The sequence below is a fragment of the Halosolutus gelatinilyticus genome (assembly GCF_023028105.1).
Lineage (GTDB): Archaea > Halobacteriota > Halobacteria > Halobacteriales > Natrialbaceae > Halosolutus > Halosolutus gelatinilyticus.
In genome coordinates this window covers 1,448,225-1,474,378 of record NZ_CP095491.1, presented here as the reverse complement: position 1 = coordinate 1,474,378, position 26,154 = coordinate 1,448,225, and the positions used below count along the sequence as shown (strand labels likewise).

Sequence of the window (26,154 nt, the reverse complement as noted above, 5' to 3'; positions counted from 1 at the left end):
CGAGGCGGATCGATCGCCGGCCGCTCAGGAGCCGCCGTCGGCGATCGAGACCGCGATGCTTACTGCAGTTCGATCTTCCGAACGAACTCGAGGTCCCGGATCGCGGTGATGACGTCGCCCGGCAGATCCTCGTCGGTGATGAGGTACAGCCGCGGCTCGTCGGTGAACTCGGGGTCCTCGCTGATCGTCTGCCGGATGGAGATGCCGTGCTCGGCCAGCGTCCCCGTCACCTGCGAGACGATCCCCTCCTGTTCAGCGTCGTCGACGGCGACCGAGAGGACGGTCAGGTCGAGCACTGGCGCCAGGTCCATCAGGCTCGGCACCTGCGAGATGTTCTGGAAGATCTGGCGCAGTTCGGGGTCCTCGAGGATGGCACCCGTCGTCGAGTCGACGACCCGACGATCGACGTCGATCTCGCGAGCGATCCCCGTGTTCGGAATCTCGATCCCACCGGATACCACGCGGCCGTCGTCGTTGACGGAGAAGCCCCGCTCGAGCAGCAGGCGAATCACCGCCTGCTGGCTCGGCGACCCCTCGAACTTCTCCATGATCTCGTCGAACATTCGTTGGCGGATGTACGTGGGCCGGTATATAGTCTCCGGTGGTCGACTCGCGGCGGCCGACGCCGGTTCGACCGGCGCGGTGTCTGACGGATCTTTTTAGTCTTTCGGCCGCTACCCCTCGATCATGCGAGCACTTCGCCGCTGTGATTTCTGTGCCGGTGATCCCGTCGGCACGTTCGAAATCGTCCCATCAGCACTCGAACCGACGGAGGCCGAACAGCGCCGCGCGATCCTCTGTGACGACTGTAAGAACCGCCTCGAGACGCTGCTCGAACCGCTGCTCGTCCGCGCCGGCGTCGACGCGGACGCGCCCGGGTCCGAACTCGACGGCGGCGAAACGGAGGAGTCGGACGTCGCGACCGCGGACGAATCGACGACGGAGCGGTCCCGAGCGACGAGTTCGAACGCAGCCGTTTCGGCCCCTTCTGCGGTCGATTCCGCCGACGCCCGCGACGATGCGAAGTCGACCGACGATCGCGGCGGTGAGACGGGCGGGGACGCCGACGCCGATGCCAGCAGCACGCCGTCGACGACGGGCGGCATCACCGTCGAACACGCGGACCGCGATGCCGCGGCGTCTTCCGGATCCGACGCCGACGACTCGAACGCGACGGCGATCGGCTCCTCGAGTGCGATCGACGCCGCGACCGACCGATCGAGCGAGAGCGACGACGAGAACGGTGATGACAGCGGCGCGGACGACGCCGATCGCGACGCGCCCGGCGATTCGCCGGCGGACGGCGCGACCGACGAGCAACCGGCCGACGATTCGAACGCGACGGGCGGTCCGTCGGCGTCCACGGCCGCCAGCAAACGCGGTCTGCGGACGTACGCCAAGGTCGTCCGGCTCCTTCGCAACCGCAAGGCCCCGATGGACCGGCGGGCCATCGAGTCGCTAGCCGCCAACGCCTACGACCTCGAAACCCGGGAGGTGGAAGCAATCATCGACCGCGCGATCGAGAACGGGGAATTCGTCGAGGAAGAGGGCGTTCTTCGTCCGGCTTAAAGCGTGCCTTTCGTGCTCGGCGTCCCGTCTCGGCGCTCGTCGATCCGGGTCGCGTCGTCGAGGGTCCGGGCGAGCGCCTTGAACAGCGCCTCGACCTCGTGGTGGGCGTTCTCGCCCTCGACCGCGAGGTGTAGCGTCAACCCAGCGTTCATCGCGAGCGACTCGCCGAAGTGGCGGGCCATGTCGCTCGTGAACTCGCCGATCGCCGCCTGCGAGAACTCGCCGTCGAAGTAAAAGCGCGGGCGGCCGCTGACGTCGACGACGGCGCTCGCGACGGCCTCGTCCAGCGGCACCCGCCGATCGGCGTAGCGGACGATCCCCGATCGGTCGCCGAGCGCCTCGTCGAACGCCTCCCCGAGGACGATCGCGACGTCTTCGACCGTGTGGTGGTCGTCGATCTCGAGGTCGCCGTCGCAGTCGACGTCGAGGTCGAACAGACCGTGCTTGGCGAACGACGTCAGCATGTGGTCGAAAAAGCCGATTCCCGTCTCGACCGTCGCCTCGCCGGTCCCGTCGATCGCGATCGCGCACTCGATCGCGGTCTCGGTCGTCTCGCGCGTGATCGTCGCCGTTCGATCGCTCATGCGGTATCGATACCGCCGCCGATACAAGGCGGTTGCGCTCGTCCGGCGGCGTTCGATCGGCGTCGGAACCGTCCGGCGACCGGACGATATCCGCCGGTTCGATCGGCCGAGCCGAAAATCGACTTTCACTCGATCTGCGTCCCGTATAAAACGTCTAACGGTTTATGAAGGAGTTTGAAAACGTCCGGAACCGCCGCCTAGCGGGGTGAAACGTCCCGAAACGCGGCCAATATTCAGCCCGTTATATGATACCTGCAGTGAATGTCGTGATCGAGAGGTGAACCGAGCACCGATGTCCAACCACTCCCCGCTCTCGAACGAATCGATCGCCCCGTCCTCCCCTGAGACGGAGCGCCAGCCCGATGACCACCGCCGCCGACTCGCCCGGTCGGTGAAGCAGCCTGCCCAGTTCCTCTCGTTCTGGGTCGCGATCGCCCTGCCGTTCGTCCACCTCCCCCTGCTCGCACGGGGATTGGGCGATCCGACGGTCTCGATCGCGTTCGTCGCCCTCTTGGCGATCAACGTCCTCACCCTTTACCTCGGTCACGGCTACAACCGGGACTGAGTCGGCGCCGGCCGCCCCAGCCTCGTCCTCCTTCGCGCCCTCCCGCTGATCGCGACGAACTGCCGGCTTCCGTCGTCCTCCCACGTCTTACCCGCCGATCGCCGACTGCGCTTCCGCCAGCGTGAACTCCCCCTCGTACAGCGCGCTTCCGACGACGACGGCCGCGGCGCCGGCGCCCGCGAGGGCGCGGACGTCCTCGAGCGAGGCCACGCCGCCGCTCGCGATCACCGGGATCTCGGTCGCGTCGACCAGTTCCCGGACGGGATCGGTCGCGACGCCCTCGAGCCGGCCCTCGACGTCGACGTTCGTAAAGAGGATCGCGGCCGCACCGAGATCCTCGTACCGTTCGGCGGCCTCGACGGGCGAGATGCCGGCGCTCTCGGTCCAGCCCTCGACGACGACCTCGCCGTCTTTCGCGTCGAGGCTCACGACGACGCTGTTCGGGCGGTAGTCGCTGATTTCGGCCACGATCTCGGGGTTTTCGACCGCGGCCGTACCGAGGATGACCCGATCGACGCCGCGATCGAGCAGATCGACGGCGTCGTCGACGGTTCGAATGCCGCCGCCGAGTTGGGTCGGCACGTCGACGGCGTCGAGCACGGCGTCGATCGCGTCAGCGTTTCCCCGCTCGCCCTCGAACGCGCCGTCGAGATCGACGAGGTGGAGCGATCGGGCGCCGGCGCCGATCCACCGTCGAGCCGCCTCGACGGGATCGCCGTAGGTTTTCTCCGTTCCGCGCTCGCCCTGAACGAGCTGGACAACCGCGCCGTTTTGCACGTCCACCGCCGGCACGACCTCGAACTCCTCGAATCCCTCGTCGGCGTCGGTACTCATACTCGAGTGCCCGGGCCCGACGCGAGTAAAGGCGACGGTTTCGCGGACGGCCGTCGGCGATGTCACGACGCGCTGTGACGATCCGGGGTCGGCGACGTCCATCGCCGATACACTGTCCGAACTCTGTGGAGAATTATTACGTGCTGGGTTGGTGTTGGATGGAACGATGGTGGCCAGTCTGGTTATCGCTCAGGCGGGAGCAGGCCAGCCGACGCTCACGCCGGACATCCTCGTCGTTCTGGGCGTCGTCGCGATCGCGCTCGTGCTCTTCGTCACCGAACGACTGCCGATCGACGTGACCGCGATCCTGTTGATCGTGATCCTCGTCGTCCTCGAGCCGTGGACGGGCATCGACGCGAGCACCGGCATCTCCGGGTTCGCAAACGACGCGACGATCACGGTGCTCGCGATGCTCATCCTGAGCGGCGGGATCAGTCGCACCGGATTGGTCCAGCAGGTCGGTCGCCAGATGGCCGAGTACGCCGGCGACAGCGTCCGCAAGCAGGTGTTCGCGACGGTCGTCGCGACGAGCCCGGCGTCGGGCTTTCTGAACAACACGCCCGTCGTCGCGCTGCTGGTGCCGGTCGTCACCGACGTCGCCAACCGCGGGAACACGTCGCCGTCGAAGCTGTTGATCCCGCTGTCGTACGCCTCGCAGATGGGCGGGATGCTCACGCTCATCGGGACGTCGACGAACATCCTCGCGAGCGACGTCAGCGCCCGTCTCGGAACTCGCTACCCGGAACTCCACGCGTTCTCAATGTTCGAGTTCACGGCGCTCGGCGCGATCGTCGTCGTTACCGGATCGCTCTACCTGATCTTCGTCGGTCACTACCTCCTCCCCGAACGCGTTCCGCCGCGCGCGGATTACCTCGAGGAGTACGAAGTCGGAGATTACGTCGCCGACGTGGTCGTCGTTCCCGGCTCGCCGATCGCGGGCGTTACGGTGGGGGAGGCGACCGACAGGTTCGGCCTCGAGGTCGATGTCGTTCAGGTCGTCCGCGAGGCGGACCGCTCGGTCGCGCCCCGGCGCGATACGGCCCTCGAAGAGGGCGACGTGCTGGTCGTCCGGACGAACAGAGGCGCGATCTCGACCGTGGAGAACGTATCCGGGCTCGAACTGGTCGGCCAGCCGTCGTCCGCAGCGGAGCTCTCGGACGGGAACGACGAGGGAATCATCACGGAACTGGTCGTCGCGCTCGACTCGCGGCTCGTCGGCGAACGGCTCGATCCCGAGGGGTTCCGCGAGGACTTCGGCGCGGCCGTTCTCGGGCTCCGCCGTGGCGGCGAACTGATCGGCGAGCGGATCGTCGGTCGCCGACTCGACGTCGGCGACACGCTCCTCGTCCAGGCGCCCCCCGACACGCTCGATCGGCTCTCCCGCCGCGACGACGTGATCGTCGCCCGCGAACCGTCACGGCCCGAGTACCGCTCCGATAAAGCGCCGATCGCGGTCGCCATCATGATCGGCGTCGTCGCGATCGCGGCCCTCGAGATATACCCGATCCTGCTCACCGCGCTCGCGGGCGTGGTCGCGATGGTCGTCACCGGCGTCCTCGATGCGAACGAACTGTACGACGCCGTCGAGTGGGACATCATCTTCCTGCTGGCGGGAGTCATCCCGCTGGGAGTCGCGCTCGAAGGATCGGGTGCGGCCGCCTACCTCGCGGCGCTCGTCGTATCGTCGGCCAGATTCCTCCCGACACTGATCGTGTTGTGGCTGTTCTACCTGCTCACGGCGATCGTGACCAACGTCATCAGCAACAACGCCAGCGTCGTTCTCCTCATTCCGGTTGCGGCGGCGGCCGCGTCGGGGATCGGCGCGAACCCGTTCGCGTTCGTCCTCGCGGTGACGTTCGCCGCCAGTACCGCCTTCCTGGGTCCGATCGGCTACCAGACGAACCTGTTCGTCTACGGGCCGGGCGGCTACCGGTTCGGCGACTACGCCCGGATCGGCGCACCGCTGCAGGTGTTGCTTTCGGTCGCGACCGTGCTCGGGATCGCGTACATCTGGGGGGTCTGAGTCGCGACAGCGATACGCCGACCCGCGGCGAGTGGTACGCAGCGAACGCCGACGACGGCGCCGAGACGGCGACCGACTCGATCGTCGCGCTGTTTCGATACTGGTAGTGGCTGCTTCGGACACTCGGGGCGGCGGTGATCGCGGGAATGATATATCACACCACGGTAATCCGGTTCCGCTGACACCGAGCGAATCGGCTGACGGGACGACTGCAAATAGGCGCGCTTTTAGGATCGGACCACGTGGGTACACAGTGTGACAGAAGTACTACTTATCGTGGGGCTTCTCGTTGCCGCCTTCGTCGGCTACAACATCGGCGGCGCGACGACGGGACCGGCGTTCGGGCCTGCCGTCGGCGCGAACGTGATCACGAAACTGATGGCGGCGGGACTGATGTCGATTTTCTTCTTCCTCGGCGCGATCACGATCGGGCCGCAGGTCGTCACGACCCTCGGCAGCGATCTCGTCCACACGACCGCGATCTTCACCCTCAAGGCGAACGTCGCTGTCCTCTTCTTTATCGGCGGCGCGCTCTTTCTCGGCAACTACGCGGGGGTTCCGGCCTCGACGTCGATGACCGCCGTCGGGGCGATCTCCGCGCTCGGCGTCGCGACGGGCGAACTCAACTTCGCGGTGCTGGGCGAGATCGTCGTCTGGTGGATCGTCGCTCCGATCATCGGCTTCTGGGTCTCCGGCGTCGTCGGCCGGTACTTCTATCCCCGGATCAACGCCTGGATCGCCATCGAGGGAAGCCGCGACGGCGAACCGATGATCGCGATCGATTGGCGCGGAGCCGTACCGCGATTTCAGTTCGGCGGGTCGGGCACCCGCCGGGAGATAACGGGCTCGTTCGTCGTCGTCGGGATCGGCTGTCTGATGGCCTTCTCCTCGGGGACGAGCAACATCGCGAACGCGATCGCGCCCATCTACGGCACGGGGCAAGTCCCCATGACGCCGCTCATCGTGATCGGGTCGGCGGCGGTCGCCGTCGGCTGTTTCACGATCGCCCGGCGGACCATGGAGACGCTCGGAAACGACATCACCAACCTGCCGCTGACGGCCGCGATCGTCGTCGCCGTCGTCGCGTCGGCGATCGTCATCGTGCTGTCGGCGATCGGCATCCCCGCGAGTTTCGTCATCATCGCGACGATGTCCATCATCGGGCTCGGCTGGGGTCGGGCGACCCGGACGACGACGCTCTCGGACGCCCGGCGAGGCGAGGAGACGCGGGTGTCCGTCGGGGCGCTCACCGCCGAGGAAGAGGGTGAGCAGGCCCCGGAGATCGGCGAGGAAGAGCCCGAGGATATCCCGAAGGCGTCGGACCTGTTCGATCCGTCCACGACGGCTCGCGTCATCCTGATGCAGAACGTCGTGCCGATCATCGCGACCGTCGGCGCGTTCCTCACGTTCGAATACGTCCCGATCTTCGGGTTCTGACTCCCGTCGGAACGCGATCCGACGATCGGTTTTGCTTGCTTTGAATCCCGTCACTGAACTCCGGTTCCGTTCCCTATGTATCCACGAATTCCGGTGACTAGTGACTGTTTTTTGTGCGTGACTGTGGATTCTGACTCAAAAACGATTTAGGACTGAACAGCAAGCTATACCAGTACGGGGGACGAAGCGCCGAGTGATGCCCACGGTAGAATACCTCAACTACGAAGCACTGGACGACCAGGGCTGGGACATGGACGACGACGACCTCTTCGAGAAGGCCGCAGACGCCGGCTTCGACGACGAGGATTACGGCACCCTCGACGTCGCCGAGGGCGAATACATCCTCGAAGCTGCCGAGGCACAGGGCTACGACTGGCCCTTCTCCTGTCGCGCCGGTGCATGTGCGAACTGCGCCGCGATCGTCAAAGAGGGGGAGATCGAAATGGACATGCAGCAGATCCTCTCCGACGAGGAAGTCGAGGAGAAGAACGTCCGCCTGACCTGCATCGGATCGGCGGAGACCGACGAGGTCAGGATCGTCTACAACGCCAAGCACCTCGATTACCTGCAGAACCGCGTCATTTAATCCGTCTCCGTCGCGCGAGCGACGCCTCGTTCCGGCGTCGCGTTTCTCGTTCGTCCAATCGCCGCGTATGTGACGAGCCGGGGCTGGGCTCCACGGCGAGGTCGCGTCGTCTCCTTGGTACTCACCCGCGGACGTCGTCCCGTCGTTCGACCGCGGCGTCGAAGGCGCGTCGGATCGCGTCGCTCGGCTCGAGCGCCTCGAGCTCGGCCTCGATATCGATCGCGGCGAGCGATGGGGTCGCCTCCTCGTCGCGCTGTAGCGCGGCGACGTGGACGAGGTAGGAGAGCCGGAACAGCCAAACGGCGTGAGCCACGTCGTCGGCCGATTCGATGCGGTAGGTCGTCGCGGTCGGATGCATCGGAACGGCGTGGTGGACTTCCGTTCGTCCCTCGGCGAGCAACTGCTCTCGGAGCGGTTTCGGATAGTCGATGTCGGCCACACTCGGGTGTACGTGGCCGATTTCGCTCCCCTCGAGGTCGAAACTCACCGCGCCGAACCGGCCCCGTTTGGGCGCGATCCCCGGCCACGACGAGACCAGTTCGTCGATCCGTTCATCGACAGGTTTGCGTCGTCGTTCGTTTTCCATGGGTCTAGCGTTCTCGCTCGGGGGCTATCGAACCGTCCTCCTGCCACTCCATCGGGGGTACCGCCCCGAGTTGCTGGAACCAGGCCAGCGAGTCCATTCGGGGCCACACCTCCGCGATCCGCCCGTCCGACAGCCGGCAGATCATCGTCGATTCGACCGCCACCTGACGCCCCGTCGGTTCGATTCCCAGGTACGTCCCGTCGTGCGTTCCACCCACCGTGGCTCGAACCGCGACCTTCGTTCCGTCTCCGAACACGTCTTCGACGTCGACCCGAAAGTCGGGGAACGCCTCGCGTATCACCGTCGACTGGACCTCGAGAAAGCGGTCTCTCCCCCGGAGCGTTTCCAGTCCGTGGATGACGAACTCTGGCGTGAGTATCTCGTCGGCGGCGGTAAAATCGCCCTCACTCAGGATTTCGCCGCAGTAGCGGTCGACGATCCGGTTGTCTGATTCTGTTACCATGATCTCAATTGGCGGACCGGATGAGGGACGTCTTGCCCCGCTCCGTCGAATCGATCGGTCGAAACGGGGTCCGCTGCGGTCCCTTCGGCGGCCGTCCCGCGAGATACCGTACGATGGCGGGGGGTATGGGGGTTCTCGTAAACATTTTCACGTCGGTATTCGTCTTTCGTCGCTCGCCGAGCGTCGACGATCCGTGTGCCGAGGCCGACGCGGATCAGTCCGGTCCGAGGCGCTCGTCGCTTCGCCGCGCGTCGGCGACGAACGCCTTGACGATCCGCTCCTCGGCGCGGTGGAGGACGCCGCTCGCCGCGGAGGGATTGACGTCCAACTCGGCCGCCAGTTCGGAGAGCGAACAGCCTCGGGGGGTGTCGTAGTACCCCCGCTCGATCGCTTCGGTGAGGACCTCCCACTGCCGGTCGGTCAGCAGGTCCGTCATCTCGACCGACTGGGTGATCGAGAGCACCTCGAACGAGACGTCGGCCCGATCGAATTCCGTCCTCAGTTGCGACAGCCGCTCCCACGAGACGATCGTCTCGACGGTGAGCCGGCCGTCGCGGAGCACCATCGGGTACTGCGGTAGCATCCCCGCCGTGCGCGCTGCGACTCGCGGCGCGTGCTCCGCGGTTTCGAGCTGAACCAACACGCCCTGGTTGTCGGTGCGTAACACCTCGTAGGACCGGACCTCCGGAGCCTCGTCGAGCGTTCGGAGAAGCGCCGCGGAATCGGACGTCTTCGCGTCGACGACCACCTGGAGGGCCTCTTCCGTCCGGTGGGACGTGAGCATCCGAAATTCGTCGTCCGGGTGCTCGATCGAGAAGGCGACCAACGAATCACGGGGGAGCTCGACGTTCAGCCGGACGGTGGGCAGATACCCCTTCGACGCTCCGCTGACTTGTTAACGTGGTTGTGAAGGTATTCACGCGAACCGCTACGGTGCATGCCGTCCTCTCTTCACGTATGGACCCGATAGACTCCACTCCAAACGGTATTCGTGACCGGATCGACGGGCGGAAACGCTTCTTCGACGAACGAACGGTCGCGCCCGTCGCCGTTCCGTTCGCGAAACGCCTCAGTGACGACAGTACGGCCGTCGTAATACACCTCACCGTACCGGCGGGGGCGAAAGGTGAGGTGGCGGAATGACCGAGAGTCACCCGGCTCACGTGTACCGCGTCGATAAGTTCGATGTCCCTGTCGAAGCGATCGACGAGGTCCTCAGTAACGTTCGGCGCACGCACGATCTCCTCCGGGACCAGCCAGGCTTCGTCCAGGACCTCGTGCTCGAGCAGTCGGGCGGACCCGGGCGATTCAACCTCGTCACGATCGTCGAGTGGGAGAGCCAGGAAGCGATCGAAGACGCCAAGGACGCGGTTCGGGCCATGCACGAGCGTATCGGTTTCGATCCACAGGAGCTGATCACGCGGTTCGAAATCGAGGCAGACCTCGCGACGTATACTCGTCTCGACGACTAACACACGGATTTCTCGCGCGGAACTGTACCGACCTCAGTTCACGATTGTCGAGCGGAGTACTCCGGAGACGATCGAAGTCGAGTGCTTCGCTCCCGGTGGAATGCGGCTGTGTTTGTTCCGGAGGGACTGAATTCCGTGAATATTTGCGATGTGTCGGCAGTTGGAGACCGCACGTCTATGGACCATCACTCGCTCTACGCGTACGTGTGCGAATTCGTACAAAAATACGATTCCGCGAAGCGTTATCTCTATTTCCGGCGTAGCTACTCCGAGGAGACCATGAATAGGATCGAATCCGCTGTCAGCGACTGGCCCGGTGTCGAGGTCCGGCCTCACGACCGAGGTGGCGGGCATGAGTTCGTCCTCGACGGACGAGAGATCGGCCACGTTCACGGGGATCGACTCGCCGACATTCCGTTCGCAAAACGGCTCCGCGACGTCCTCCTCGAGGAAGGACGAGCCGAGAAACACCACGTCGTCCCCGACTCCGGATGGATTTCGTACTACATCCGATCGGACGACGACGTCGACGGCGCCCTGTGGCTCTTGCGCCTCTCGTATCTGTACCAGCTGGTCTTGCTGCGAAAACGGACGGGTGACTCGCTGGAGAAGGACGGGATCGATGTCGACGCCGAACTCGCCGAATTGGACACGAGTGACGACGTCTACCGCACGTTCGATGCGCTTCGGACGGCCGGGTGATCGGCCGACTCAGCCGGCGTCGAGACTACACCCGTCATGTGTGCCTCGCAGGGGAGACAGACACGGAGTATTCCGAACCGACGACTACGGGACGTCCTGGGAAGGACTCGATACAGCGTGGCCCGAGGAATTTACTGCTCCCTTTCCTCGCTCGCTCGCCGTTAGCGAGTGATCACGCGGGCTGGACTCACACAGGTCGGTTTACGTTTCCACTCCGACGCACGGGATCGCTCGTTCCGCGCGTCGATACTCGATGGTCGAGGCCGGCGTTCGCGATGAGCCGCGTTGCTCACCGAGATCTTCGGGTGCCGGTGTAGCGGCGGCCCGTCGCCGTCCGTCGGCAAGGACGTTTCGCTGACCGCGTCCGACCCCCTCATCTCCGCTCGTCCAGCGTAGATGGCGTCTATCGGAGACGAGGTTCGACTAGCGATCGGTGCGTTCGATCGCGACCGGTCACTCGAAGAGAGACCGCATTACTTTCGCTTCTGTTTTTCGGAGATGCTCGGCGATCGTCCCGTGAGTGACGTCGAGTTTCGCCGCGATGTCGCGCTGACTCGCGCGCCGGGGAATCTCGTAATACCCCTCCGAAAGCGCAGTCTTCGCGATTTCTCGCTGGCGCTCCGTTAGTTGCGCAAGCAATGAGCGGCTACCCGGTTGGTAAGTCCCCGTCCGTTCGACCGTCACGTTCAACTCGTCGGGAATAGCGGCGACGACGTTACTGAGCACCGCGTCCTCGCCGATTAGGGTGACTCGCAAGCCTCGATCGGAGAAGGTCATCGGCCATTCAACGGTAACCTCTTGCGTAACGAGGAGTTCGAGGAGCCGTCGTTGGTCGGCGACCGGTTCGTAATGCATGTACACGAGATCCTCTCGACCCCGGGTAACGGAGCAGGTTAACATGCCCGGGGCTTCGGTGGCGAGCCCCGCGATCCGTTCGGCATCACCCTCGAACCGGCAGAGGCTGACCGCCGTTCCATTCTCGAGCAGACTGACGTCGTACACTTCCTCGTAGATCGCCAGTATTTCGTCGCCCTTCCGTATCTGTCGAATCCGTTCGGTCGACGCTCGCTCGTTCGCGATTGTGATTACCAGCGTTGCGTATCTCATACTCGATCGATCAGCGTCCGATGAGAACTCATCGGATGGGGCCTTCGGTCCCGTCCTCGCGTTGAACGGTACATTTTCGTAGGATTGAGTGGTGTGACCATTTAAATTCGCCGAGCACGCTTGGCACCATTCTCAATCTATTCGCCAGGCTTTGTACGGCCGTGAACGGCAATCGACCGGAGTATAAAACGGACAGCAGTATCGAGCAGACGTCGGACACATCCTCCGCAAGATTGTGCTCGACCGGATCTCCCGTGATCGAGATACGCGGTCTAACGAAGCGGTATGGTGATTTCGTTGCCGTAGACGACCTCGACCTATGCGTCGAGCGTGGAGAAATCTACGGCTTCCTCGGTCAGAACGGAGCTGGGAAATCGACGACGATTAACGTCCTTCTCGACTTCATCCGGCCGACCAGCGGTGAGGTTCGCGTCATCGGTTACGATCCCCTGCAGGAGAGCCTCGCTGTTCGGCAGCGAACGGGTGTTCTGCCGGAGGGGTTCGACCTGTACAACCGATTAAGCGGACGCGAGCACCTCGCGTTCGTGATCGAATCGAAGGCCGCGGATGAGACGCCCGAGGAAATCGCGGCCCGCGTCGGAATCGCTGACGCGCTCGACCGACCGGTCGGCGGGTATTCGAAGGGAATGAAACAGCGGCTCGGACTCGGTGCGGCGCTGATCGGGGCTCCCGACCTGCTCATCCTGGATGAGCCATCGTCCGGGCTCGATCCCGGAGGCGCCCGCGAGATGCGCGAAATCGTCCGTGAGGAAGCCGACAGAGGCGCGACCGTCTTCTTCTCAAGTCACGTCCTCGAACAGGTCGAGGCGGTCTGCGACCGCGTAGGAATCCTTCGCGACGGCAGACTCGTCGCCGAAGATACCGTCGAGGGGTTGCGTGAGACGACTGGAACCGAAGTGACGTTCGAGATCGAAGTCGATCGCGTTCCGACGGGGGTGGCATCGGCGATCGGAGCGCTCCCGGGGATCTCCGAAGTGACTACGACTCGGTCGTCCGTCACCGTGCGTTGTCGCGATGACTCGAAGATGACCGTATTGAACGAACTGGAAGCTGCCGGCGCGACGATCCGTGATTTCGATCTCGACGAGGCGTCTCTCGAGGAGTTGTTCATGGCATACGCCTATACGAACGGTGACGATGAGGGTACGGCGAACTCCGCGAAGGATGAGCCGATCGGAATCGAGGCCGGAAATCGCGAGGACTACCGATGAGCGCTCTCACCATCGCGAAGAAGGAATTCAAGGACGGCATTCGGTCGCGGTCCCTGCTCGTGCTCGTTCCCCTTTTCGGGCTACTGATGGCCGGCGCGGCGTACTTCTTTACCGAGATCGCACCGCTCGGGGGCAGTGACGATCCGCGGACAAAAACGGTCATTCTCTCACTGTTCGTTCCGACGTACATCGCATTACCTATCATCGGGACGATGCTCGGATACAAATCGATTAGCGGCGAGCGCGAATTGGGGAGCCTCAAGTTCCTCCTCGGACTCCCACACACCCGGCGAGACGTCGTCTTGGGCAAGCTGGCCGGATTATCGGGAATTATGATAGTGGCAGTTATTTCTGGGTTCGCCGTCGGCGGAGTCGCGCTCTTTACGCTCCACGGCACCTTCCGCCTCGGCGACTACGTCGCCCTCATGAGCGTGGCGATCGTGCTTGGCGTGGTGTTCGTCTCGATCGCCATCGCATTCTCGTCGGCGGTCCGTTCGTCGACGGTCGCCACAGCAGGGGCGATAACCCTAGTCCTGATTTTCTTGTTCCTCTGGGATGGGTTCCTTACGGTGGTTGCGCACTTCGCCGGTGAACTATCGTTCGTCGAGTCATCGACGGTACAATCGGCCGAATGGTACCTGTTCCTCCAGTACCTCAATCCCGCGATTGCGTACCAGGGCGCTGTAGCGGCATTACTGGACATGAGAGGCGGTCCGACTTCGGTTCTCGCGAATCCGCCGTTCTACCTCGAAGAGTGGTTCGGATTCGTAATCCTCGCGTTCTGGCTCGCCGTCCCGATCGGCCTGTCGTACCTGCGATTTCGGCGTACTGATCTCTGAAACCACCGACGCGTGCCACTGCGCGCCCTCATCAACAACTACGCTCGTTTCGGACGATGTCCTGTTTTGCTGAGATAGTTGCACTCGACTCGTCACAGTACGTTACTAGCGTCGGCCCGCCCCGTCTGAACGAATCCTCACACCACGGAATCACCGCCGACGCAGCTCGCAGTCGCGACGCTGGTGATCGACGCTCCCCGCTCGCGCAACGGCTCGAGTCCAGTGCAGCGAGGACGCTCGAACTACGGAGCCGCTTCGGAGACGAATTCGGTGACGATGCGTCCCTCGGCCCGCCGGAGGAGTTTGCTCACCGCCGATTTGCCGACGTCGAACGCCTCGGCCAGTTCGGCGAGCGTACACCGCTGTGGGGTGGCGTAGTACCCACGTGCAACCGCTTCGGTAACGACCTGCCGCTGGCGATCGGTGAGCAGTCCGCTCGAGTCGTGCGAGTGCGTCAACGACACGATCTCGTACGGGATACCGAGCTCCGACAGCGTCTCGAAGTACGCCGCCAGCCGTTCCTGCGAGGCCTCCAATCGCGCGGAGAACCACCCGTCTCGAAGGGTGACGGGGTACTGCGGGACGGTTCCCGACGCGAGAAGGACGTCGTACGACTCCGTCATCTCGCTTCTGAACTGGAGCACGATCACCTGATCGTCGGCGTGGAACACGTCGCAGGAGCGCACCTGCGGTGCATCTTCGACGGCGCGAACGAACGTCTCGCCGTCCGCCGTCCGGACTTCGACGATCCCGAGCAGACTCCTCTCCGTCGGAATAGTCGCCAGGACAGTGATCGTGGTCTCCGGAAGCGTCGTCGAGAGATCGGCCAACCAGTCGTCCGCCGCCGTAGCGTCGAGCTTCAGGCGCGCGCGAGGCATATACGACGTCGACCGCGTAGCGGCTTAAACATGGAAACCGGTTTCCGCGTACCGTTAGGCCGATCGCGGGACTACGACGACCGCAGACGATGAAACCGAAACACGAACTGCGCGAGACCGTGAGGCCCGCTCGATTTATCGTACCCGTGCGACCGGAGACGGAGGGGGCCGAATGAGCGGACGATTCGGCGTCGAGGGAACCACCGCGATCGTCACGGGGGCGTCGAGCGGAATCGGCGAGGTGATCGCGACCCGGTTCGCCGCCGACGGAGCGAACGTCGTCATTTGTTCGCGCGAACAGCGGAACGTCGACGCCGTCGCCGAGCGGATCGAGGACTCGGGCGGCAGCGCGCTCGCCGTCGAGTGCGACGTGACGGACCGCGAGGCCGTCGACGATCTCGTCGCGGCGGCGGTCGAAGCGTTCGGCTCGATCGACGCGCTGATAAACAACGCTGGCGCGAGGTTCCCGACCGCCTTCGACGAGATCTCGGAGGCGGAGTGGAAGACGGTCGTCGACGTCAACCTTCACGGCACGTATCGCTGTACGCAGGCCGCCGGCGAGCACCTCAAGGACGGCGGCGGCGGAACGGTGATCAACCTCGGGCTCTCGAGCGCCGCGGGCCGGCGGGGAACGCCGTCGCTGAGCCACTACGGCGCCGCGAAGGCCGCCGTGATCGACCTCACGACGACGCTCGCCTACGAGTGGGCGAGCGACGGCGTTCGGGTCAACTGCATCGCGCCGGGGTTCGTCGCCACCCCGGCGATCGAAGCCTACCTGGGCGTCTCCGCGGCGGACCTCGATCGGGACGCGGTCGATCGCTCGATCGCCCTCCCGGAGGAGATCGCCGACGTTGCGCGCTTCCTCGCGAGTCCCGCCTCGTCGCACGTCGTCGGCGAGACGATCACCGTCGACGGCGTGCCCCGGATCGAGGAGACGCCGGAACTCTAGTCGCCACGTCCGAGAGGGGTCGATATTTCGAGTCAAATCCTCCCGATAGCGGATCGCTCTCACAGCCGTCGCTTGTTGTTCTCGTCGTACGGCCGGAGGTTCTGCGCCGCCAGATCCACGATCCGATCGATCCGCTTCTCCCTGGTTTCGGTCGTCTTCGCGTCGTCGACCAGCGTAATGTACGCGTGCTGGTCCGTGTTCGAGAACGCCCGGAAGTTCTCCCACGCCGTTTCGTTCCGCTTCAGGGCGCGCTGGAGCGCCGGAGGGATCTCGTGATCCTCACCCACCCGGTACGCGTCCTTCCACGCCCCCGACGCCTTCGCCGCGTCCACCGACGCCATCCCGGCTGGCGTCATCTTCCCCGCATCGATCATCGCTTCGACGCGCTCCGTGTTCGCCTTCGACCACTTGCTGTCCGGTTTTCTCGGGGTGAACCGTCGCTTGTACGTCTCGTCGTCGATCGCGTTAATGAGGCCGTCGATCCAGCCGAAGCAGATCGCCTCCTCGACCGACTCTCCGTAGTCGATGCCGGTCTCGTCGGCGTCCGTCTTGTAGTAGCCGACCCACAGCTCCTCGGCCGCGTCGTGATTCTCCTCGAGCCAGGTGCGAAACTCGGTTCGCGAGGTGAAGAATATCGGTTCCATGAGTCCTCTCGATCGGTGCGGTCCCGATCGGCGAGCGTAATTCGCCCGGCAACGGCATAACGATCGCTGCCGAACGGACCGTCGGCAACGGTACCAACTGACCCGTTCGAGTACTACGCAAACGGCGAGAGCACGCCGCGGTCGACGTGTGTCAGCGTTACGTTCGCGTCACGTCAGACGAAACGCGTTCAACGGAGCGGCTCGGATCGATTTCCCGCGCGATCTCGCGAGCGTCTCACGCGACGCCTTCGGAGAGCGGCGAGTCCGACGAAACGCCTTGGCCGGAGAGACGTGCCAGCCGCCGAAACGAGCTTTTAACGCCGAAGTGTAGTGTCCCTATGACTGCCCGCGCAACAAGCAGGATGGAAGCGATTCCGCGATGGCGACGGAGCGCGGCAACCGGAATTCTGGTGCTCGCCGCGCTTGGCGCGCTGTACGCCTTCGTCGCGGCGATTCCGACCGTCCGCGCCGCGAGTCCCGAAACCGTCGTCGTCGAGAGTTGGCGCCTGTTCGGCTTCCTCGTCTTCGCCGGACTGTTCCTGCTGCTGGCCTACCGACCCGACCAGTATCCGGGCGTTTGGGAGCTGGTGATCTTCCACAAGGCCGCACTCGCCGTCTACCTCGCCGGGTTCGGCACCGACGCGGTCGACGGACCGGCGGTCGCCGCGACGGACGGCGCGCTCGCGATCGCGCTCGTCGTCGCCTACCTGCTCGTCGAGGGGTACCGAAACTGGGATCGACTTCGAAAGTCGGCTGCCTAACGACCAGCGACCGATCGCCGTCGCGCCGGCGAGTCGTCGGCGCGAGCGAGTAGCGTCGCCGAGACGCCGATCCGCGTATACCGTCCGATCGTTCGGGCGTACGATGCGATCGCTACTCCCTCGACGGATACACCTCGTAGTGCGTGACCGTCGGTTCGAAGGCGACCAGGTACTCGTCGTCTTCCGGATAGTACTTCGCCGCGTCGATGGGGTCCCCGGCGAATGCTCGAATCGCCGCCTCCGATTCCCAGAACGTGAGCGTGAGGAAGTGCGCTTCGTCGCCGTCGAGGCGGCGAAACAGGTAGACTCCGAGGTTCCCGTCGATCGACTCGTAATCCGGAACTGCCCGATCGTTCAAGAATTCCAGGTACGAATCCGCTTTTTCCGCAGGCGTCGTTCCGTGCCAGATTCGTCCGATCATGACGTGCAGACGCGCACCGAGGTGAAAACGATTACAGTGCGAGTTCGGCGCGACGGGTGACCGATCAGGCTCGGGCCGGCGACGGTGACGCCGACGTGCTCGTGAGGTAGCTGACGAGAACGATGAGCGCGCACGCGACCGGCGCCGCGACGATCACCGCGTCCAGTCCGTACGGGCTCCCGAGAACCGTGTCCCAGCTGATCGCGAGCACGGCGCCGGCGACCATCCCGGTAAGGCCGCCGATCTTGGTCAGTCGATTTCGCATCAGAAAGATCGCCAGCAGCGGCGGCGTGATCGCGGCGCCGTATGCCGTGTACGAGTACATCTGAACCTCGAGGATGGTCGGGAAGTACTGTCCGAGAACGAACGCGAAGATGCCGAGAACGACGACGAAGATCCGCGTCAACCAGAACACTCGCTCGTCGGGCGCGTCTGGATTGACGAACCCCTTGTAGAGGTCCTGCGAGAGGTTCGTACAGGCCGACAACAGGTACGAGCTCCCGGTCGTGATGATGAACGCCGCGGCGGCGGCCAGCAGGATGCCCCCGACCCACGTCGGGAGCACGGTGGTCGTCGCGATCAGCGCCATCCCCGGGTCGAGTTCGGGGAACATCGCCCGCGAGGCGAACGCGATCACCGGGACGAGCGTCATCGTCGCGACGGCGCCGACGAACCAGGCGATGAGTCCGGCGTTCGTCCCCTCATCCGTTTCGCCGGCGATGATACGCTGGTACATGTTTTGGTCGGCGAGGATCAACAACAACGGGGGTGCCCAGAGCCCGAAGAACTCGAAGAGAGAGAGGTTACCGAGCGCGTCGAGGTGGGTCGCGGGGACGTTCGCGGTGATCCCCGACCAGCCCCCGGCCTCGAGGACCACGAACGGAACTGCGATCACGAGACCCAGGAGCATCAGGAAGGCACTGATCGCGTCCGTGTAGGCGACCGACATGAGTCCGCCCATCGCCGCGAGTGCGATAATGATTCCCGTCCCGATTATCGTCCCCTGCGTGACCGAGATTCCGGTCGTGACGTTCAGCACGAAGCCGAGCCCGATGAACTGGTAGGAGACGATTCCCACGTACGCGAACGCGATCACGAGCAAACTGATAATTCGCCCCTCCCGACCCAGCTCCTCCTCGATCATTTCGGGGATCGTCAGCTTGTTGAACTCCCTGATACGCGGGGCGAGCACCTTGAGGGCGGTGATACCGACGAGAGACGCCGTCCCGAAGAGGATCGCGGGCCACAGCCCGTTGTCGTACGCGATCGAGTTCGCGCCGCCGGTCACCGTTCCGGACCCCATCCACGTCGCCAGCAGCGTTCCGGCGATGATAGCCGCGCCGAGGCTTCGGCCGGCGACCATGAAGTCTTCCGCGGTCTTCGTCTTTCCGTACGCCCAGACGCCGACGCCGAGCATTACAACGAGATACCCGGCGACGATGTACAGCAGTGTCGCGTCGCTCTGAACTGCCATACTATGGGAATTGAAGACGTGTGTGATAAATGCACCTCTAACGCCTCATTCATCCTATAATACATTAAATACTTGACGAAATGTACCGGGATCGGGTTCGGTTTTAAGATACCGACGAAACTACTGGTATCCGATGACAGATCTCTCGATCTCCGAATCAGAATACCGCGAACGCAAACGGGCGCTGCTGGAGCGAGCCGAAGCGGACGGATACGACGGCCTCGTTCTGTTCGGCTCGCTGAACATCCACTACGCGAGCGGGATGTACCACTTGCCGACGGAACGGCCGGTCGCACTCGGTATCGCCGACGAGCGAGTCGAGGCGGTCGTCCCTCGCCTGGAACGAGAGCACGCCGCCCGAGACGACTTCCTGATCGACGGCGTGACGTCGTACTTCGAGTATCCGCAGGACGAGCCGATGGAGTCGGTCGCCGAGATGTGCGATCGACTCGGAATCGCAGACGGCGCGATCGCGGTCGATTCCGACGGCAGCCCGGCGCGGAACGGGTACACCGGTCCCGCGCTCTCGTCGGTCGTCGCTGCGGACGTCGGCGTCGAAGCGTACGTCACGGAACTGCGGGAGACGAAGAGCGACCACGAGATCGAACTCATTCGGGAGGCGAGCGTCTGGGCCAACCTCGGCCACCGGCTCCTGCAAGAGCGGATCGAGGTCGGGCGTCGCCCCATCGAGGTCCGGGCCGAAGTCGAGGCCGAGGCCGTAAAGACGATGCTCGATACGCTCGGCGATCGGTACGAGATGCGCTCGTGGGCGAACCCGATGCAGTGTCTGTTCACGACGGGCGACGTGACCGCGCTTCCGCACAGCATGGACCAGACGACGAGGATCGAACGCGGCGACAACGTCGTCACCATCGTCAAACCGACCGTCGGCGGCTACACGACCGAACTCGAGCGGACGATGTTCGTCGGGGAGGCGAGCGACGACCAGCGGACGTACTTCGAGATCATGCGGGAATCGCAGGAGATCGCGATCGACGCGATCGCGCCGGGCGTGGAGTACGCCGCGGTCGAGGAGGCCGTCGTCGACTACTACGAGGAACAGGGGGTCATCGAGTACACCCAACACCACGTCGGCCACAACATCGGTCTGGAGGGACACGAACGCCCGTTTCTCGACGTCGCCTCCGAGGGCACGATCCGGCCGGGCGAACTGTTCACCGTCGAACCGGGGTTCTACGTCCCCGGACTGGGCGGCTTTCGCCACTCGGATACCGTGGCGGTGACCGAAGACGGAACGGAGACGCTGACGTACTATCCTCGCGATCTCGAGCGTCTGATCGTTTGAGAACGCGTCGGCGCAGGCGTTCTCGAGGAGCGATCGTCCGGTTCAGTCGGGAGCGACGAACCGGACGGCTTCCGGATCCCGATCGTCGGCGACGAACGCGAGCAGCCGGCGCCCCTCCTCGAGCAGCGCGGCTCGCGTCTCGTCGTCGAGCGGGTCGAGCGGTTCGACGAGCAGCGTCGCCCCGTCGCCATCCCGTTCGACGCTCCAGAATCCGGCGAAATACCCGTCGACGAGGACGCTCCCCTCCCCGAAACGTCGGTCGACGAACCGTTCCCAGTGGTCGGCGGGAACGATCCGCGTCCGATCGGCGTGGGACAGCAGTGCGTTGTCGAACTCGGGGAGAAAGCGCGGCGGCGCAGGGGTATTGGGGTCGGGAAGCGGCGCGTCGGGCACGTCGAACAGTTCCCTGCCGTCCTCGTCTGCGAAGGTCCGCAGGTCGGGGCGGAGCCGCTCGAAGGCGTCGCCCAGTCCTGTCAGTCCCGACCAGGTCCGCGCGTCGGCGACGGTCGCTGGGCCGAACGCGGCGAGGTACCGACGGAGCAGGTCGTCCAGCAGGGCGTCGTCGGCCGCGGGGACGGACTCGCCGAGCCAGCGCTCGACCGTGGTTAGCGCGGCCGGCCCGCTTTCACCCCAGATTCCCCGCGGCGGAACGAACACCAGCGGAAGCAGACACCGGACTGCGAACGCCAGCGCCGTCGGGTCGGCGTCCGGCCACCGGGGTTCCAGCAGATCGCGCACCTCGGCCTGGGTTCGCGGTTCCTCCTCGAGCAGCGCCCGGCCGGCCGCCAGCACCTCGTCCACGTCGACCGTCTCGAGCTCCGCCCGTCGCGCGGTATTGGTGTAGACACCCCGCTCGAGTACCGACTGAACGACCGGTCGGATCTGCAGGTAGTCGTCGGCAGTGACCAGGTGGATCGTCACGCGCATCAGCGACGCGCGGACGGCCCCCCGGTCGGCGATCAACGTAGACAGCTCCTCGTGGTGGAACCCCTCGAGTCTGCTCCACAGCCCGACGTACGGGTCGTCGGGCTCCTGGGCCTGCATCCCGACGAGCCGCTCGATCGCCTCGTCGGCGGACAGCACTCGTCGGCGAAGCAGCGACTGGCGTTCCAGCAGCGCGCGGTTGAGTGCGCGTCGATCGAGCACTTCCGAGTTCATCGCAGCCCGCGGACGAACGACTGCACGCCGACTCGGCGGGCGGATTTCTCCGCGGCAGCAGGGCGGCCCCGGTCCACATCGAGCAGTTCGTCCGGCCAGTTCATTCGATTCGAACGCTCGTTGAATCCCCCGAGGTCAGGACGGAGAACGTCGACGCGGAAGGGCTCGATCTCGGCGCCGCTTGTACGGATCATTCTGATTCCCTCAACGGAGAGAGGGCGACCACCGTATTAAAGACGTAATCTCGTTGTCAAGAACGGTGAGCGTTCTGCTTTCCGAAGTGTCCCCCGGAACGGCGTCGATCGAACCGAAACGCGCCGTTCTCCGGCGCGTTCCAACGAACGTTCTCCTTCGAAACGGTACGGGAGTATCCGGCGTAGACGGGCGAAGTCGCCGATACGAGCGCCGGACTCCGCTCCCGCATTTCGCGACCGTTGGGGCCGGCGAATCGATCTCGCTGGCGCGACCACCGCGGACGAATACTCGTCATCGAACGGAGCGATTTCGAGTTCATCCTACTGTTCGTCCCGATCTGGTGGGTGTGGCTCACGCACGTGTACTACGGCGACGTGTTCGATACGGGCGATCTCCTCTACTCGGTCACGACGCTCCTGGCGATGTTCGGCGTCCTCCTCTGGTTGACGACGTTTAGCGGCGTGTTCCACGGCAGAACTACCGTCTTCGTGTTCGGCTATCTCACCCTCCGGATCGTCAACGCGCTCTCGTGCGTTCTACTCGGGTGGATCGATTCGCCGCAACCCGGTTCACGGATCGATTCGCGATCAGGAACTGCGCCGGCTTCGTGTTTTGGATCGGTTCGTTACTCGGCGGCGGCGCCCTGCAGTATCCTCGTGAAGCCCCGTGAAATGGCCCGGATCGGTCGACAAACGATTCGGCGGGATCGACGCGGTACAACGGCGACGTGGATCGGCCGTCGGTGGCCGTCCGGGCGACGGAATCCGATCCTGCGCCCCTCTAGAGGGTCAATCTGAGGCGCCCTCCGCGTTACGAGGATCGACGATAGTTACGGACGTGAGCGCTCGTTTTCCCGCGATTTCGAGCAGGAGGTTCGTAAGTTTCCCTCGGAAGCCGGTCCCTCTCGGGCGAGCGACGATCGCTCGATCCGCGCCGAATTTCTCGCTCGCATTGATAATCGCTCGCGTCTGTGTCTCCCGTGCGAGTTCGGTCCGGACGTCCGCACCGTGCGAAGCGGCGAGGTCTCGATAGTCCTCGAGTACTCGTTTCGCCTCGCGTTCCCGACGGGGCGCGAACTCGTCGTCCCACACCGCCGGCTCGGTGACCGACATCGCGACGTACGGTTCGAGGACGTAGAGAACGACGAGTTCGACATCGTCGAATTCGGTCGCCGCGGTGACGACCGCTCGGCGGGACCGTTCGGAATCGTCGACCGGAACGATAACGGTCGGTCTCGCGGGTCGTTCGGGAGCGTCGATCGGTGTCGGCGTCGGTACTTCGCTCATAGAGTCTATTGCGAGCACTTCGTATTGGATCGTCGTTCGGTGATCACCGAACCGCGTCGACGGATGCAGAGTCACGTCGCCTGTATCGACTCCTAGTCGCTGCAACCCGCCGCAGTGCGGGTTTCCGAGCGGATTCGCGTGCGGGCGCGAAACGGCTATTTTCGGTGCACGCCGACTACCGCTCATGCGCGAGTTCATCTTTACCGTCGAGTACGAGCGAGGGGCCGATCCCGTGATGGACGTGTTCATCGATAATCCCGACGCTCGAGCGCGGACGATTTCGTGTCACGTGTCCGCCGAGGGACTGTGGCGTCTCGACCAGATCACCGGCCCCGAGACAGCGCTCGGCCGGTTGGACGATCTCTTCACCGACCCGGTTCACTGCAACGAGTGCATCGGCGAGCGACACTGCCACACGAACTGGGAGTACGAAACGCTCTCGAGCGAGCCGACGTGCCGGCTGGTCTACACGTACCGGCCGGCGGGAAGCGACTGCTGGTCGATTCCGCACCTCGCGAGTTGTTACCTCGGCGACGGACTGATCTGCCACGCCGAACGGCGCGGAAATCGGTACGAGTGGCGATTGCTCCTCTGCGACGACGCTCCCGCCGGCGACCTGTACGACGCGCTTCGGGACGAACTCCGAGACGGGCTCGGCCTGGGATTTCAGCAGGTCGGCGATCCGTCCTACTGGATCGACGACGCGGTTGCCATCGCCGAACTGCCGCCCGAGCAGCGCGCCGCGATCGACGCGGCCCTCGAGTGTGGGTACTATCAGACCCCGCGCGAAATCTCGCTGACGGATCTCGCCGCGGAGTTGGAGGTCCCGCTGTCGACGCTCCAGTATCGGCTGCAGCGGGCCGAAGCGTGGATCGTTCGGCGCTTCGCAACCCGGTCGACACCCGGCCGAGAGTAGGGATAGTTAGCCAGTGAAAGCGGAACGTATCGCGTAACTGGAGGCAGGCGTTCGGCACATCGCTGTCTTGCCCGTCTCACCGACGCGTACGAACGTCCCGGACCACGATATGAAATTAGTACTGTAGCAGCATCGCCGACGACAACCGCACGTCTTATTAATCTACACAGATTAATTATTAATATGGTTGAGGACGACTTCGACGGTGGAAGACCCGACCCGGATTACGACGTCATCGTTGTCGGTGGCGGTCCGGCGGGTCTTAGTGCCGCACTCCAACTGGGACGGTCGTTGCGCAGCGTTCTGCTCTGCGATAGCGACGAACCGCGGAACGGACCGGCCTCGCGCGCTCACGGGTACCTCACTCGCGACGGCATCAGTCCGACGAAATTCCGCCGATTGGCTCGGGAGGAGGTAACCGCCTACGAATCCGTCGACTATCGGGCGGCTGCGGTCAGCAGCGCCACCGACGATAGCGATCGGTTTCGAAGTACGCTCGAAACCGGCGAAACCTACTCGAGCCGGAAGCTCGTTCTCGCAACGGGTGTCACCGACGTCCTCCCCGATATCGATGGGTTCGAACGGTTCTGGGGGAGCAGCGTCCATCGCTGTCCGTACTGTCACGGGTACGAACTCCGCGGCCGACCGCTGGGCGTTCACGTCGATTCGGCCGAGAAGATCGAGATCGCGAAGCTCGTCTACAACCTGAGTGACGACCTCGTCGTCTTTACCGACGGTAGCGACGCGTTCGACGACGAGACCCGTGACGCGTTCGTCGGGCAGGGAGTTCAGTTCGAGGACGAACCGATCGCCGCTCTCGACGGGTCGGAAGGGGTGCTCGAACGCGTCGCGCTCGAAGACGGGCGAGAGATCAACCGGCGGGCCCTCTACTACTTTCCGGGGGTCACACAACACACCGCTCTCGTCGAGCAGTTCGGTCTCTCGCTCGATTCCCGGAACTTAGTGGAGACGGATGCCAACGGCCGGACGTCGATTGATGGACTCTTCGTCGCGGGCGATGCGTCGGATCGATACGGATGGTCGTTGAGTTTGGCCGCGGCTGAGGGAAGTGAGATCGGCGCCGTCATCAATGCGGAGCTGTCCGCCGAACCGTTCGCGAGCGACGAATAGCCGCGGGAGACGCGTTCAGCCGGGCGTTTCGAAGCGAACAGCGAACGGTCACGTCGATACGCGTTCGTCCCGAGACGGTACCGGTCGACAACGAGATCGGGGCCGAGCGGATTTCCGTCTACTTCTGTGGTCAGTCACCTTTATTCAACCATTCGGTTAAATATTGGCGCGTCGTAGACTCCACCGACGGATTGAACGGCCCTTCGACGAGTCCAACCGGCCGGCTGAACCGGTAGCGCGTCTCTCGGACGGACCGGTTCGACCCGTCAGCCGCCCGTTCGGAGAGTGATGACCGATGGCGAACGAGACGACCGACGGACCCGCGATCGGACTCGGCTCGGCCGAGCCCGATCGCGCGGCCACCGTTCGTCCCGTCGTCCGAACGCGTTCGCGAGGTGGGATCGTCTCCCGCGCGAGCGTCCGAACGCGGTACTCGGTACGAACGGTAGCAAATCACGAAGCGTGAGTCCATATGACCGCACAAACAACCACCAACATACGGAAGAACATCGGGAACTCGCGATCGAGGAGTCGGCTCGTCAACTATTCGCTGTGGATCGTACAGGTAGCGCTCGCGCTCATCTTCTTGATCGCGGGCGTCACGAAATTCGTTACGCCGATGGAGGTGATGACAGCACAACTGCCGATGGCGCTGCCGGGGGCGTTCATCCTGTTCATCGGCGCCGCCGAGATACTCGGCGCGATCGGGTTGCTCCTCCCCGGGATCTTACACGTCCGGGAGGAACTGACGCCGCTGGCCGCTGCGGGGCTGGTAAGTATCATGGTCGGCGCCACGGTGCTCACGCTCATCGATAGCGGTATCGTGCTGGCGCTGATTCCGTTGGCGGTGGGGCTTCTCGCAGCATTCGTCGCGTACGGCCGCTGGCACTACCTGTCGCCGTAAGCGACGGACACGATCGTCGCGCGAGCGACGATCGACCTGCCGCGTTCGCGGACACCCGATCGTATCGCCACCCGGAGCGTGCGCCGCGGAACGGCTCCTCCGGCTTCGAACGCTGCGAACGCCCGCTTGGTT

Annotated in this window: 30 protein-coding genes; 17 read left to right on the top strand and 13 right to left on the bottom strand. The window is 64.3% G+C overall.

The window, feature by feature from the left end; all coding sequences use genetic code 11:
- Positions 1-59: 59 nt before the first annotated feature.
- Positions 60-563: a TrpY family transcription regulator gene (gene trpY / locus MUH00_RS07375; protein ID WP_247003452.1), complete on the bottom strand. Its 504-nt coding sequence runs from the start codon at positions 561-563 to the stop codon at positions 60-62.
- Between the two features lie 124 nt (positions 564-687).
- Between trpY and MUH00_RS07370 the strand changes: the two genes are divergently transcribed.
- Entirely contained in the window at positions 688-1,569 is an 882-nt protein-coding gene (locus MUH00_RS07370) for a hypothetical protein (protein ID WP_247003451.1), read from the top strand.
- Here MUH00_RS07370 and hisB read toward each other — a convergent pair.
- On the bottom strand, positions 1,566-2,153 hold the full coding sequence (hisB, locus tag MUH00_RS07365; protein ID WP_247003450.1) for an imidazoleglycerol-phosphate dehydratase HisB: 588 nt from the start codon (positions 2,151-2,153) through the stop codon (positions 1,566-1,568). The genes MUH00_RS07370 and hisB overlap by 4 nt on opposite strands.
- Positions 2,154-2,445: 292 nt before the next feature.
- Between hisB and MUH00_RS07360 the strand changes: the two genes are divergently transcribed.
- Entirely contained in the window at positions 2,446-2,718 is a 273-nt protein-coding gene (locus MUH00_RS07360) for a DUF8028 family protein (RefSeq protein WP_247003449.1), read from the top strand.
- A gap of 87 nt (positions 2,719-2,805) precedes the next feature.
- Here MUH00_RS07360 and hisA read toward each other — a convergent pair whose 3' ends face one another.
- Positions 2,806-3,552, bottom strand: a complete 747-nt coding sequence (hisA, locus tag MUH00_RS07355) for a 1-(5-phosphoribosyl)-5-[(5-phosphoribosylamino)methylideneamino]imidazole-4-carboxamide isomerase (protein ID WP_247003448.1) — start codon at positions 3,550-3,552, stop codon at positions 2,806-2,808.
- 166 nt (positions 3,553-3,718) lie between these two features.
- Here hisA and MUH00_RS07350 point away from each other — a divergent pair, with 166 nt between their 5' ends.
- The 3 genes from MUH00_RS07350 (at position 3,719) to fer (ending at position 7,598) form a co-directional block, all read left to right on the top strand.
- On the top strand, positions 3,719-5,575 hold the full coding sequence (locus tag MUH00_RS07350) for an SLC13 family permease (protein WP_247003447.1): 1,857 nt from the start codon (positions 3,719-3,721) through the stop codon (positions 5,573-5,575).
- A 255-nt stretch (positions 5,576-5,830) separates the two neighbouring features.
- Positions 5,831-7,012, top strand: coding sequence for an inorganic phosphate transporter (locus MUH00_RS07345; RefSeq protein WP_247003446.1), 1,182 nt, complete (start codon positions 5,831-5,833; stop codon positions 7,010-7,012).
- Positions 7,013-7,208: 196 nt separating this feature from the next.
- Positions 7,209-7,598: a ferredoxin Fer gene (gene fer / locus MUH00_RS07340; protein WP_247003445.1), complete on the top strand. Its 390-nt coding sequence runs from the start codon at positions 7,209-7,211 to the stop codon at positions 7,596-7,598.
- Positions 7,599-7,719: 121 nt separating this feature from the next.
- Here fer and MUH00_RS07335 read toward each other — a convergent pair whose 3' ends face one another.
- The 3 genes from MUH00_RS07335 to MUH00_RS07325 all read right to left on the bottom strand — a co-directional run bounded on the left by MUH00_RS07335 (position 7,720) and on the right by MUH00_RS07325 (position 9,431).
- On the bottom strand, positions 7,720-8,184 hold the full coding sequence (locus MUH00_RS07335) for a luciferase domain-containing protein (RefSeq protein ID WP_247003444.1): 465 nt from the start codon (positions 8,182-8,184) through the stop codon (positions 7,720-7,722).
- 4 nt (positions 8,185-8,188) lie between these two features.
- Entirely contained in the window at positions 8,189-8,647 is a 459-nt protein-coding gene (locus tag MUH00_RS07330) for an ester cyclase (RefSeq protein ID WP_247003443.1), read from the bottom strand.
- Positions 8,648-8,861: 214 nt separating this feature from the next.
- On the bottom strand, positions 8,862-9,431 hold the full coding sequence (locus tag MUH00_RS07325; RefSeq protein WP_247003442.1) for a helix-turn-helix domain-containing protein: 570 nt from the start codon (positions 9,429-9,431) through the stop codon (positions 8,862-8,864).
- Between the two features lie 173 nt (positions 9,432-9,604).
- Here MUH00_RS07325 and MUH00_RS07320 point away from each other — a divergent pair, with 173 nt between their 5' ends.
- The 3 genes from MUH00_RS07320 to MUH00_RS07310 all read left to right on the top strand — a co-directional run bounded on the left by MUH00_RS07320 (position 9,605) and on the right by MUH00_RS07310 (position 10,821).
- On the top strand, positions 9,605-9,790 hold the full coding sequence (locus tag MUH00_RS07320) for a hypothetical protein (RefSeq protein WP_247003441.1): 186 nt from the start codon (positions 9,605-9,607) through the stop codon (positions 9,788-9,790).
- On the top strand, positions 9,787-10,119 hold the full coding sequence (locus MUH00_RS07315) for an antibiotic biosynthesis monooxygenase family protein (protein ID WP_247003440.1): 333 nt from the start codon (positions 9,787-9,789) through the stop codon (positions 10,117-10,119). The genes MUH00_RS07320 and MUH00_RS07315 overlap by 4 nt, the downstream gene beginning before the upstream one ends.
- 279 nt (positions 10,120-10,398) lie before the next feature.
- Positions 10,399-10,821 carry a luciferase domain-containing protein gene (locus MUH00_RS07310; protein ID WP_247003439.1) on the top strand — a complete coding sequence of 141 codons (423 nt, stop codon included), beginning with the start codon at positions 10,399-10,401 and terminating at the stop codon, positions 10,819-10,821.
- A 453-nt stretch (positions 10,822-11,274) separates the two neighbouring features.
- On the opposite strand, the gene MUH00_RS07305 is transcribed toward MUH00_RS07310, so the two are convergent.
- Positions 11,275-11,928 carry a helix-turn-helix domain-containing protein gene (locus MUH00_RS07305; RefSeq protein WP_247003438.1) on the bottom strand — a complete coding sequence of 218 codons (654 nt, stop codon included), beginning with the start codon at positions 11,926-11,928 and terminating at the stop codon, positions 11,275-11,277.
- A 254-nt stretch (positions 11,929-12,182) separates the two neighbouring features.
- Here MUH00_RS07305 and MUH00_RS07300 point away from each other — a divergent pair, with 254 nt between their 5' ends.
- Both MUH00_RS07300 and MUH00_RS07295 read left to right on the top strand, forming a co-directional pair.
- Positions 12,183-13,160, top strand: coding sequence for an ABC transporter ATP-binding protein (locus MUH00_RS07300; RefSeq protein WP_247003437.1), 978 nt, complete (start codon positions 12,183-12,185; stop codon positions 13,158-13,160).
- The gene (locus MUH00_RS07295; RefSeq protein WP_247003436.1) at positions 13,157-13,999 is read left to right on the top strand and encodes an ABC transporter permease; all 843 of its coding nucleotides are present in this window, start codon (positions 13,157-13,159) and stop codon (positions 13,997-13,999) included. The genes MUH00_RS07300 and MUH00_RS07295 overlap by 4 nt, the downstream gene beginning before the upstream one ends.
- A gap of 242 nt (positions 14,000-14,241) precedes the next feature.
- On the opposite strand, the gene MUH00_RS07290 is transcribed toward MUH00_RS07295, so the two are convergent.
- Entirely contained in the window at positions 14,242-14,877 is a 636-nt protein-coding gene (locus MUH00_RS07290; RefSeq protein WP_247003435.1) for a helix-turn-helix domain-containing protein, read from the bottom strand.
- A 172-nt stretch (positions 14,878-15,049) separates the two neighbouring features.
- Between MUH00_RS07290 and MUH00_RS07285 the strand changes: the two genes are divergently transcribed.
- On the top strand, positions 15,050-15,826 hold the full coding sequence (locus MUH00_RS07285; RefSeq protein ID WP_247003434.1) for an SDR family NAD(P)-dependent oxidoreductase: 777 nt from the start codon (positions 15,050-15,052) through the stop codon (positions 15,824-15,826).
- A gap of 59 nt (positions 15,827-15,885) precedes the next feature.
- Here MUH00_RS07285 and MUH00_RS07280 read toward each other — a convergent pair whose 3' ends face one another.
- Positions 15,886-16,470 carry a YdeI/OmpD-associated family protein gene (locus tag MUH00_RS07280; protein ID WP_247003433.1) on the bottom strand — a complete coding sequence of 195 codons (585 nt, stop codon included), beginning with the start codon at positions 16,468-16,470 and terminating at the stop codon, positions 15,886-15,888.
- Positions 16,471-16,808: 338 nt separating this feature from the next.
- Here MUH00_RS07280 and MUH00_RS07275 point away from each other — a divergent pair, with 338 nt between their 5' ends.
- The gene (locus MUH00_RS07275; protein ID WP_247003432.1) at positions 16,809-17,231 is read left to right on the top strand and encodes a hypothetical protein; all 423 of its coding nucleotides are present in this window, start codon (positions 16,809-16,811) and stop codon (positions 17,229-17,231) included.
- Between the two features lie 112 nt (positions 17,232-17,343).
- Here MUH00_RS07275 and MUH00_RS07270 read toward each other — a convergent pair whose 3' ends face one another.
- Positions 17,344-17,652, bottom strand: coding sequence for an antibiotic biosynthesis monooxygenase family protein (locus MUH00_RS07270; protein ID WP_247003431.1), 309 nt, complete (start codon positions 17,650-17,652; stop codon positions 17,344-17,346).
- 64 nt (positions 17,653-17,716) lie between these two features.
- Positions 17,717-19,126 carry a sodium:solute symporter family protein gene (locus MUH00_RS07265; protein WP_247003430.1) on the bottom strand — a complete coding sequence of 470 codons (1,410 nt, stop codon included), beginning with the start codon at positions 19,124-19,126 and terminating at the stop codon, positions 17,717-17,719.
- 133 nt (positions 19,127-19,259) lie between these two features.
- Between MUH00_RS07265 and MUH00_RS07260 the strand changes: the two genes are divergently transcribed.
- A complete protein-coding gene (locus tag MUH00_RS07260) occupies positions 19,260-20,432 on the top strand; it encodes a M24 family metallopeptidase (RefSeq protein WP_247003429.1) in 1,173 nt (390 codons plus the stop codon).
- A gap of 42 nt (positions 20,433-20,474) precedes the next feature.
- On the opposite strand, the gene MUH00_RS07255 is transcribed toward MUH00_RS07260, so the two are convergent.
- Positions 20,475-21,590: a winged helix DNA-binding domain-containing protein gene (locus MUH00_RS07255; RefSeq protein WP_247003428.1), complete on the bottom strand. Its 1,116-nt coding sequence runs from the start codon at positions 21,588-21,590 to the stop codon at positions 20,475-20,477.
- Positions 21,591-22,129: 539 nt separating this feature from the next.
- Between MUH00_RS07255 and MUH00_RS23145 the strand changes: the two genes are divergently transcribed.
- Positions 22,130-22,582: a low temperature requirement protein A gene (locus tag MUH00_RS23145; protein WP_425603041.1), complete on the top strand. Its 453-nt coding sequence runs from the start codon at positions 22,130-22,132 to the stop codon at positions 22,580-22,582.
- On the opposite strand, the gene MUH00_RS07250 is transcribed toward MUH00_RS23145, so the two are convergent.
- Complete coding sequence (locus MUH00_RS07250; protein WP_247003427.1) at positions 22,574-23,071, bottom strand: universal stress protein; 498 nt, start codon at positions 23,069-23,071, stop codon at positions 22,574-22,576. The two genes, MUH00_RS23145 and MUH00_RS07250, sit on opposite strands and share 9 nt — an antisense overlap.
- Positions 23,072-23,255: 184 nt before the next feature.
- Between MUH00_RS07250 and MUH00_RS07245 the strand changes: the two genes are divergently transcribed.
- The 3 genes from MUH00_RS07245 to MUH00_RS07235 all read left to right on the top strand — a co-directional run bounded on the left by MUH00_RS07245 (position 23,256) and on the right by MUH00_RS07235 (position 26,022).
- Positions 23,256-23,987 carry a helix-turn-helix domain-containing protein gene (locus MUH00_RS07245; RefSeq protein ID WP_247003426.1) on the top strand — a complete coding sequence of 244 codons (732 nt, stop codon included), beginning with the start codon at positions 23,256-23,258 and terminating at the stop codon, positions 23,985-23,987.
- A gap of 183 nt (positions 23,988-24,170) precedes the next feature.
- Positions 24,171-25,118, top strand: a complete 948-nt coding sequence (locus tag MUH00_RS07240; RefSeq protein WP_247003425.1) for an NAD(P)/FAD-dependent oxidoreductase — start codon at positions 24,171-24,173, stop codon at positions 25,116-25,118.
- Positions 25,119-25,590: 472 nt separating this feature from the next.
- Positions 25,591-26,022 (top strand): DoxX family protein, encoded by a 432-nt coding sequence (locus MUH00_RS07235; RefSeq protein ID WP_247003424.1) that lies wholly within the window; start codon positions 25,591-25,593, stop codon positions 26,020-26,022.
- The last annotated feature ends 132 nt before the right edge of the window (positions 26,023-26,154 follow it).

Excerpts from the sequence above, each read along its gene's own strand:
- trpY (WP_247003452.1), bottom strand. The coding sequence starts at position 563 with ATGTTCGACGAGATCATGGAGAAGTTCGAGGGGTCGCCGAGCCAGCAG.
- MUH00_RS07370 (WP_247003451.1), top strand. The coding sequence starts at position 688 with ATGCGAGCACTTCGCCGCTGTGATTTCTGTGCCGGTGATCCCGTCGGC.
- hisB (WP_247003450.1), bottom strand. The coding sequence starts at position 2,153 with ATGAGCGATCGAACGGCGACGATCACGCGCGAGACGACCGAGACCGCG.
- MUH00_RS07360 (WP_247003449.1), top strand. The coding sequence starts at position 2,446 with ATGTCCAACCACTCCCCGCTCTCGAACGAATCGATCGCCCCGTCCTCC.
- hisA (WP_247003448.1), bottom strand. The coding sequence starts at position 3,552 with ATGAGTACCGACGCCGACGAGGGATTCGAGGAGTTCGAGGTCGTGCCG.
- MUH00_RS07350 (WP_247003447.1), top strand. The coding sequence starts at position 3,719 with ATGGTGGCCAGTCTGGTTATCGCTCAGGCGGGAGCAGGCCAGCCGACG.
- fer (WP_247003445.1), top strand. The coding sequence starts at position 7,209 with ATGCCCACGGTAGAATACCTCAACTACGAAGCACTGGACGACCAGGGC.
- MUH00_RS07335 (WP_247003444.1), bottom strand. The coding sequence starts at position 8,184 with ATGGAAAACGAACGACGACGCAAACCTGTCGATGAACGGATCGACGAA.
- MUH00_RS07330 (WP_247003443.1), bottom strand. The coding sequence starts at position 8,647 with ATGGTAACAGAATCAGACAACCGGATCGTCGACCGCTACTGCGGCGAA.
- MUH00_RS07325 (WP_247003442.1), bottom strand. The coding sequence starts at position 9,431 with ATGCTCACGTCCCACCGGACGGAAGAGGCCCTCCAGGTGGTCGTCGAC.
- MUH00_RS07320 (WP_247003441.1), top strand. The coding sequence starts at position 9,605 with ATGGACCCGATAGACTCCACTCCAAACGGTATTCGTGACCGGATCGAC.
- MUH00_RS07315 (WP_247003440.1), top strand. The coding sequence starts at position 9,787 with ATGACCGAGAGTCACCCGGCTCACGTGTACCGCGTCGATAAGTTCGAT.
- MUH00_RS07310 (WP_247003439.1), top strand. The coding sequence starts at position 10,399 with ATGAATAGGATCGAATCCGCTGTCAGCGACTGGCCCGGTGTCGAGGTC.
- MUH00_RS07305 (WP_247003438.1), bottom strand. The coding sequence starts at position 11,928 with ATGAGATACGCAACGCTGGTAATCACAATCGCGAACGAGCGAGCGTCG.
- MUH00_RS07295 (WP_247003436.1), top strand. The coding sequence starts at position 13,157 with ATGAGCGCTCTCACCATCGCGAAGAAGGAATTCAAGGACGGCATTCGG.
- MUH00_RS07290 (WP_247003435.1), bottom strand. The coding sequence starts at position 14,877 with ATGCCTCGCGCGCGCCTGAAGCTCGACGCTACGGCGGCGGACGACTGG.
- MUH00_RS07285 (WP_247003434.1), top strand. The coding sequence starts at position 15,050 with ATGAGCGGACGATTCGGCGTCGAGGGAACCACCGCGATCGTCACGGGG.
- MUH00_RS07280 (WP_247003433.1), bottom strand. The coding sequence starts at position 16,470 with ATGGAACCGATATTCTTCACCTCGCGAACCGAGTTTCGCACCTGGCTC.
- MUH00_RS07275 (WP_247003432.1), top strand. The coding sequence starts at position 16,809 with ATGACTGCCCGCGCAACAAGCAGGATGGAAGCGATTCCGCGATGGCGA.
- MUH00_RS07270 (WP_247003431.1), bottom strand. The coding sequence starts at position 17,652 with ATGATCGGACGAATCTGGCACGGAACGACGCCTGCGGAAAAAGCGGAT.
- MUH00_RS07265 (WP_247003430.1), bottom strand. The coding sequence starts at position 19,126 with ATGGCAGTTCAGAGCGACGCGACACTGCTGTACATCGTCGCCGGGTAT.
- MUH00_RS07260 (WP_247003429.1), top strand. The coding sequence starts at position 19,260 with ATGACAGATCTCTCGATCTCCGAATCAGAATACCGCGAACGCAAACGG.
- MUH00_RS07255 (WP_247003428.1), bottom strand. The coding sequence starts at position 21,590 with ATGAACTCGGAAGTGCTCGATCGACGCGCACTCAACCGCGCGCTGCTG.
- MUH00_RS07250 (WP_247003427.1), bottom strand. The coding sequence starts at position 23,071 with ATGAGCGAAGTACCGACGCCGACACCGATCGACGCTCCCGAACGACCC.
- MUH00_RS07245 (WP_247003426.1), top strand. The coding sequence starts at position 23,256 with ATGCGCGAGTTCATCTTTACCGTCGAGTACGAGCGAGGGGCCGATCCC.
- MUH00_RS07240 (WP_247003425.1), top strand. The coding sequence starts at position 24,171 with ATGGTTGAGGACGACTTCGACGGTGGAAGACCCGACCCGGATTACGAC.
- MUH00_RS07235 (WP_247003424.1), top strand. The coding sequence starts at position 25,591 with ATGACCGCACAAACAACCACCAACATACGGAAGAACATCGGGAACTCG.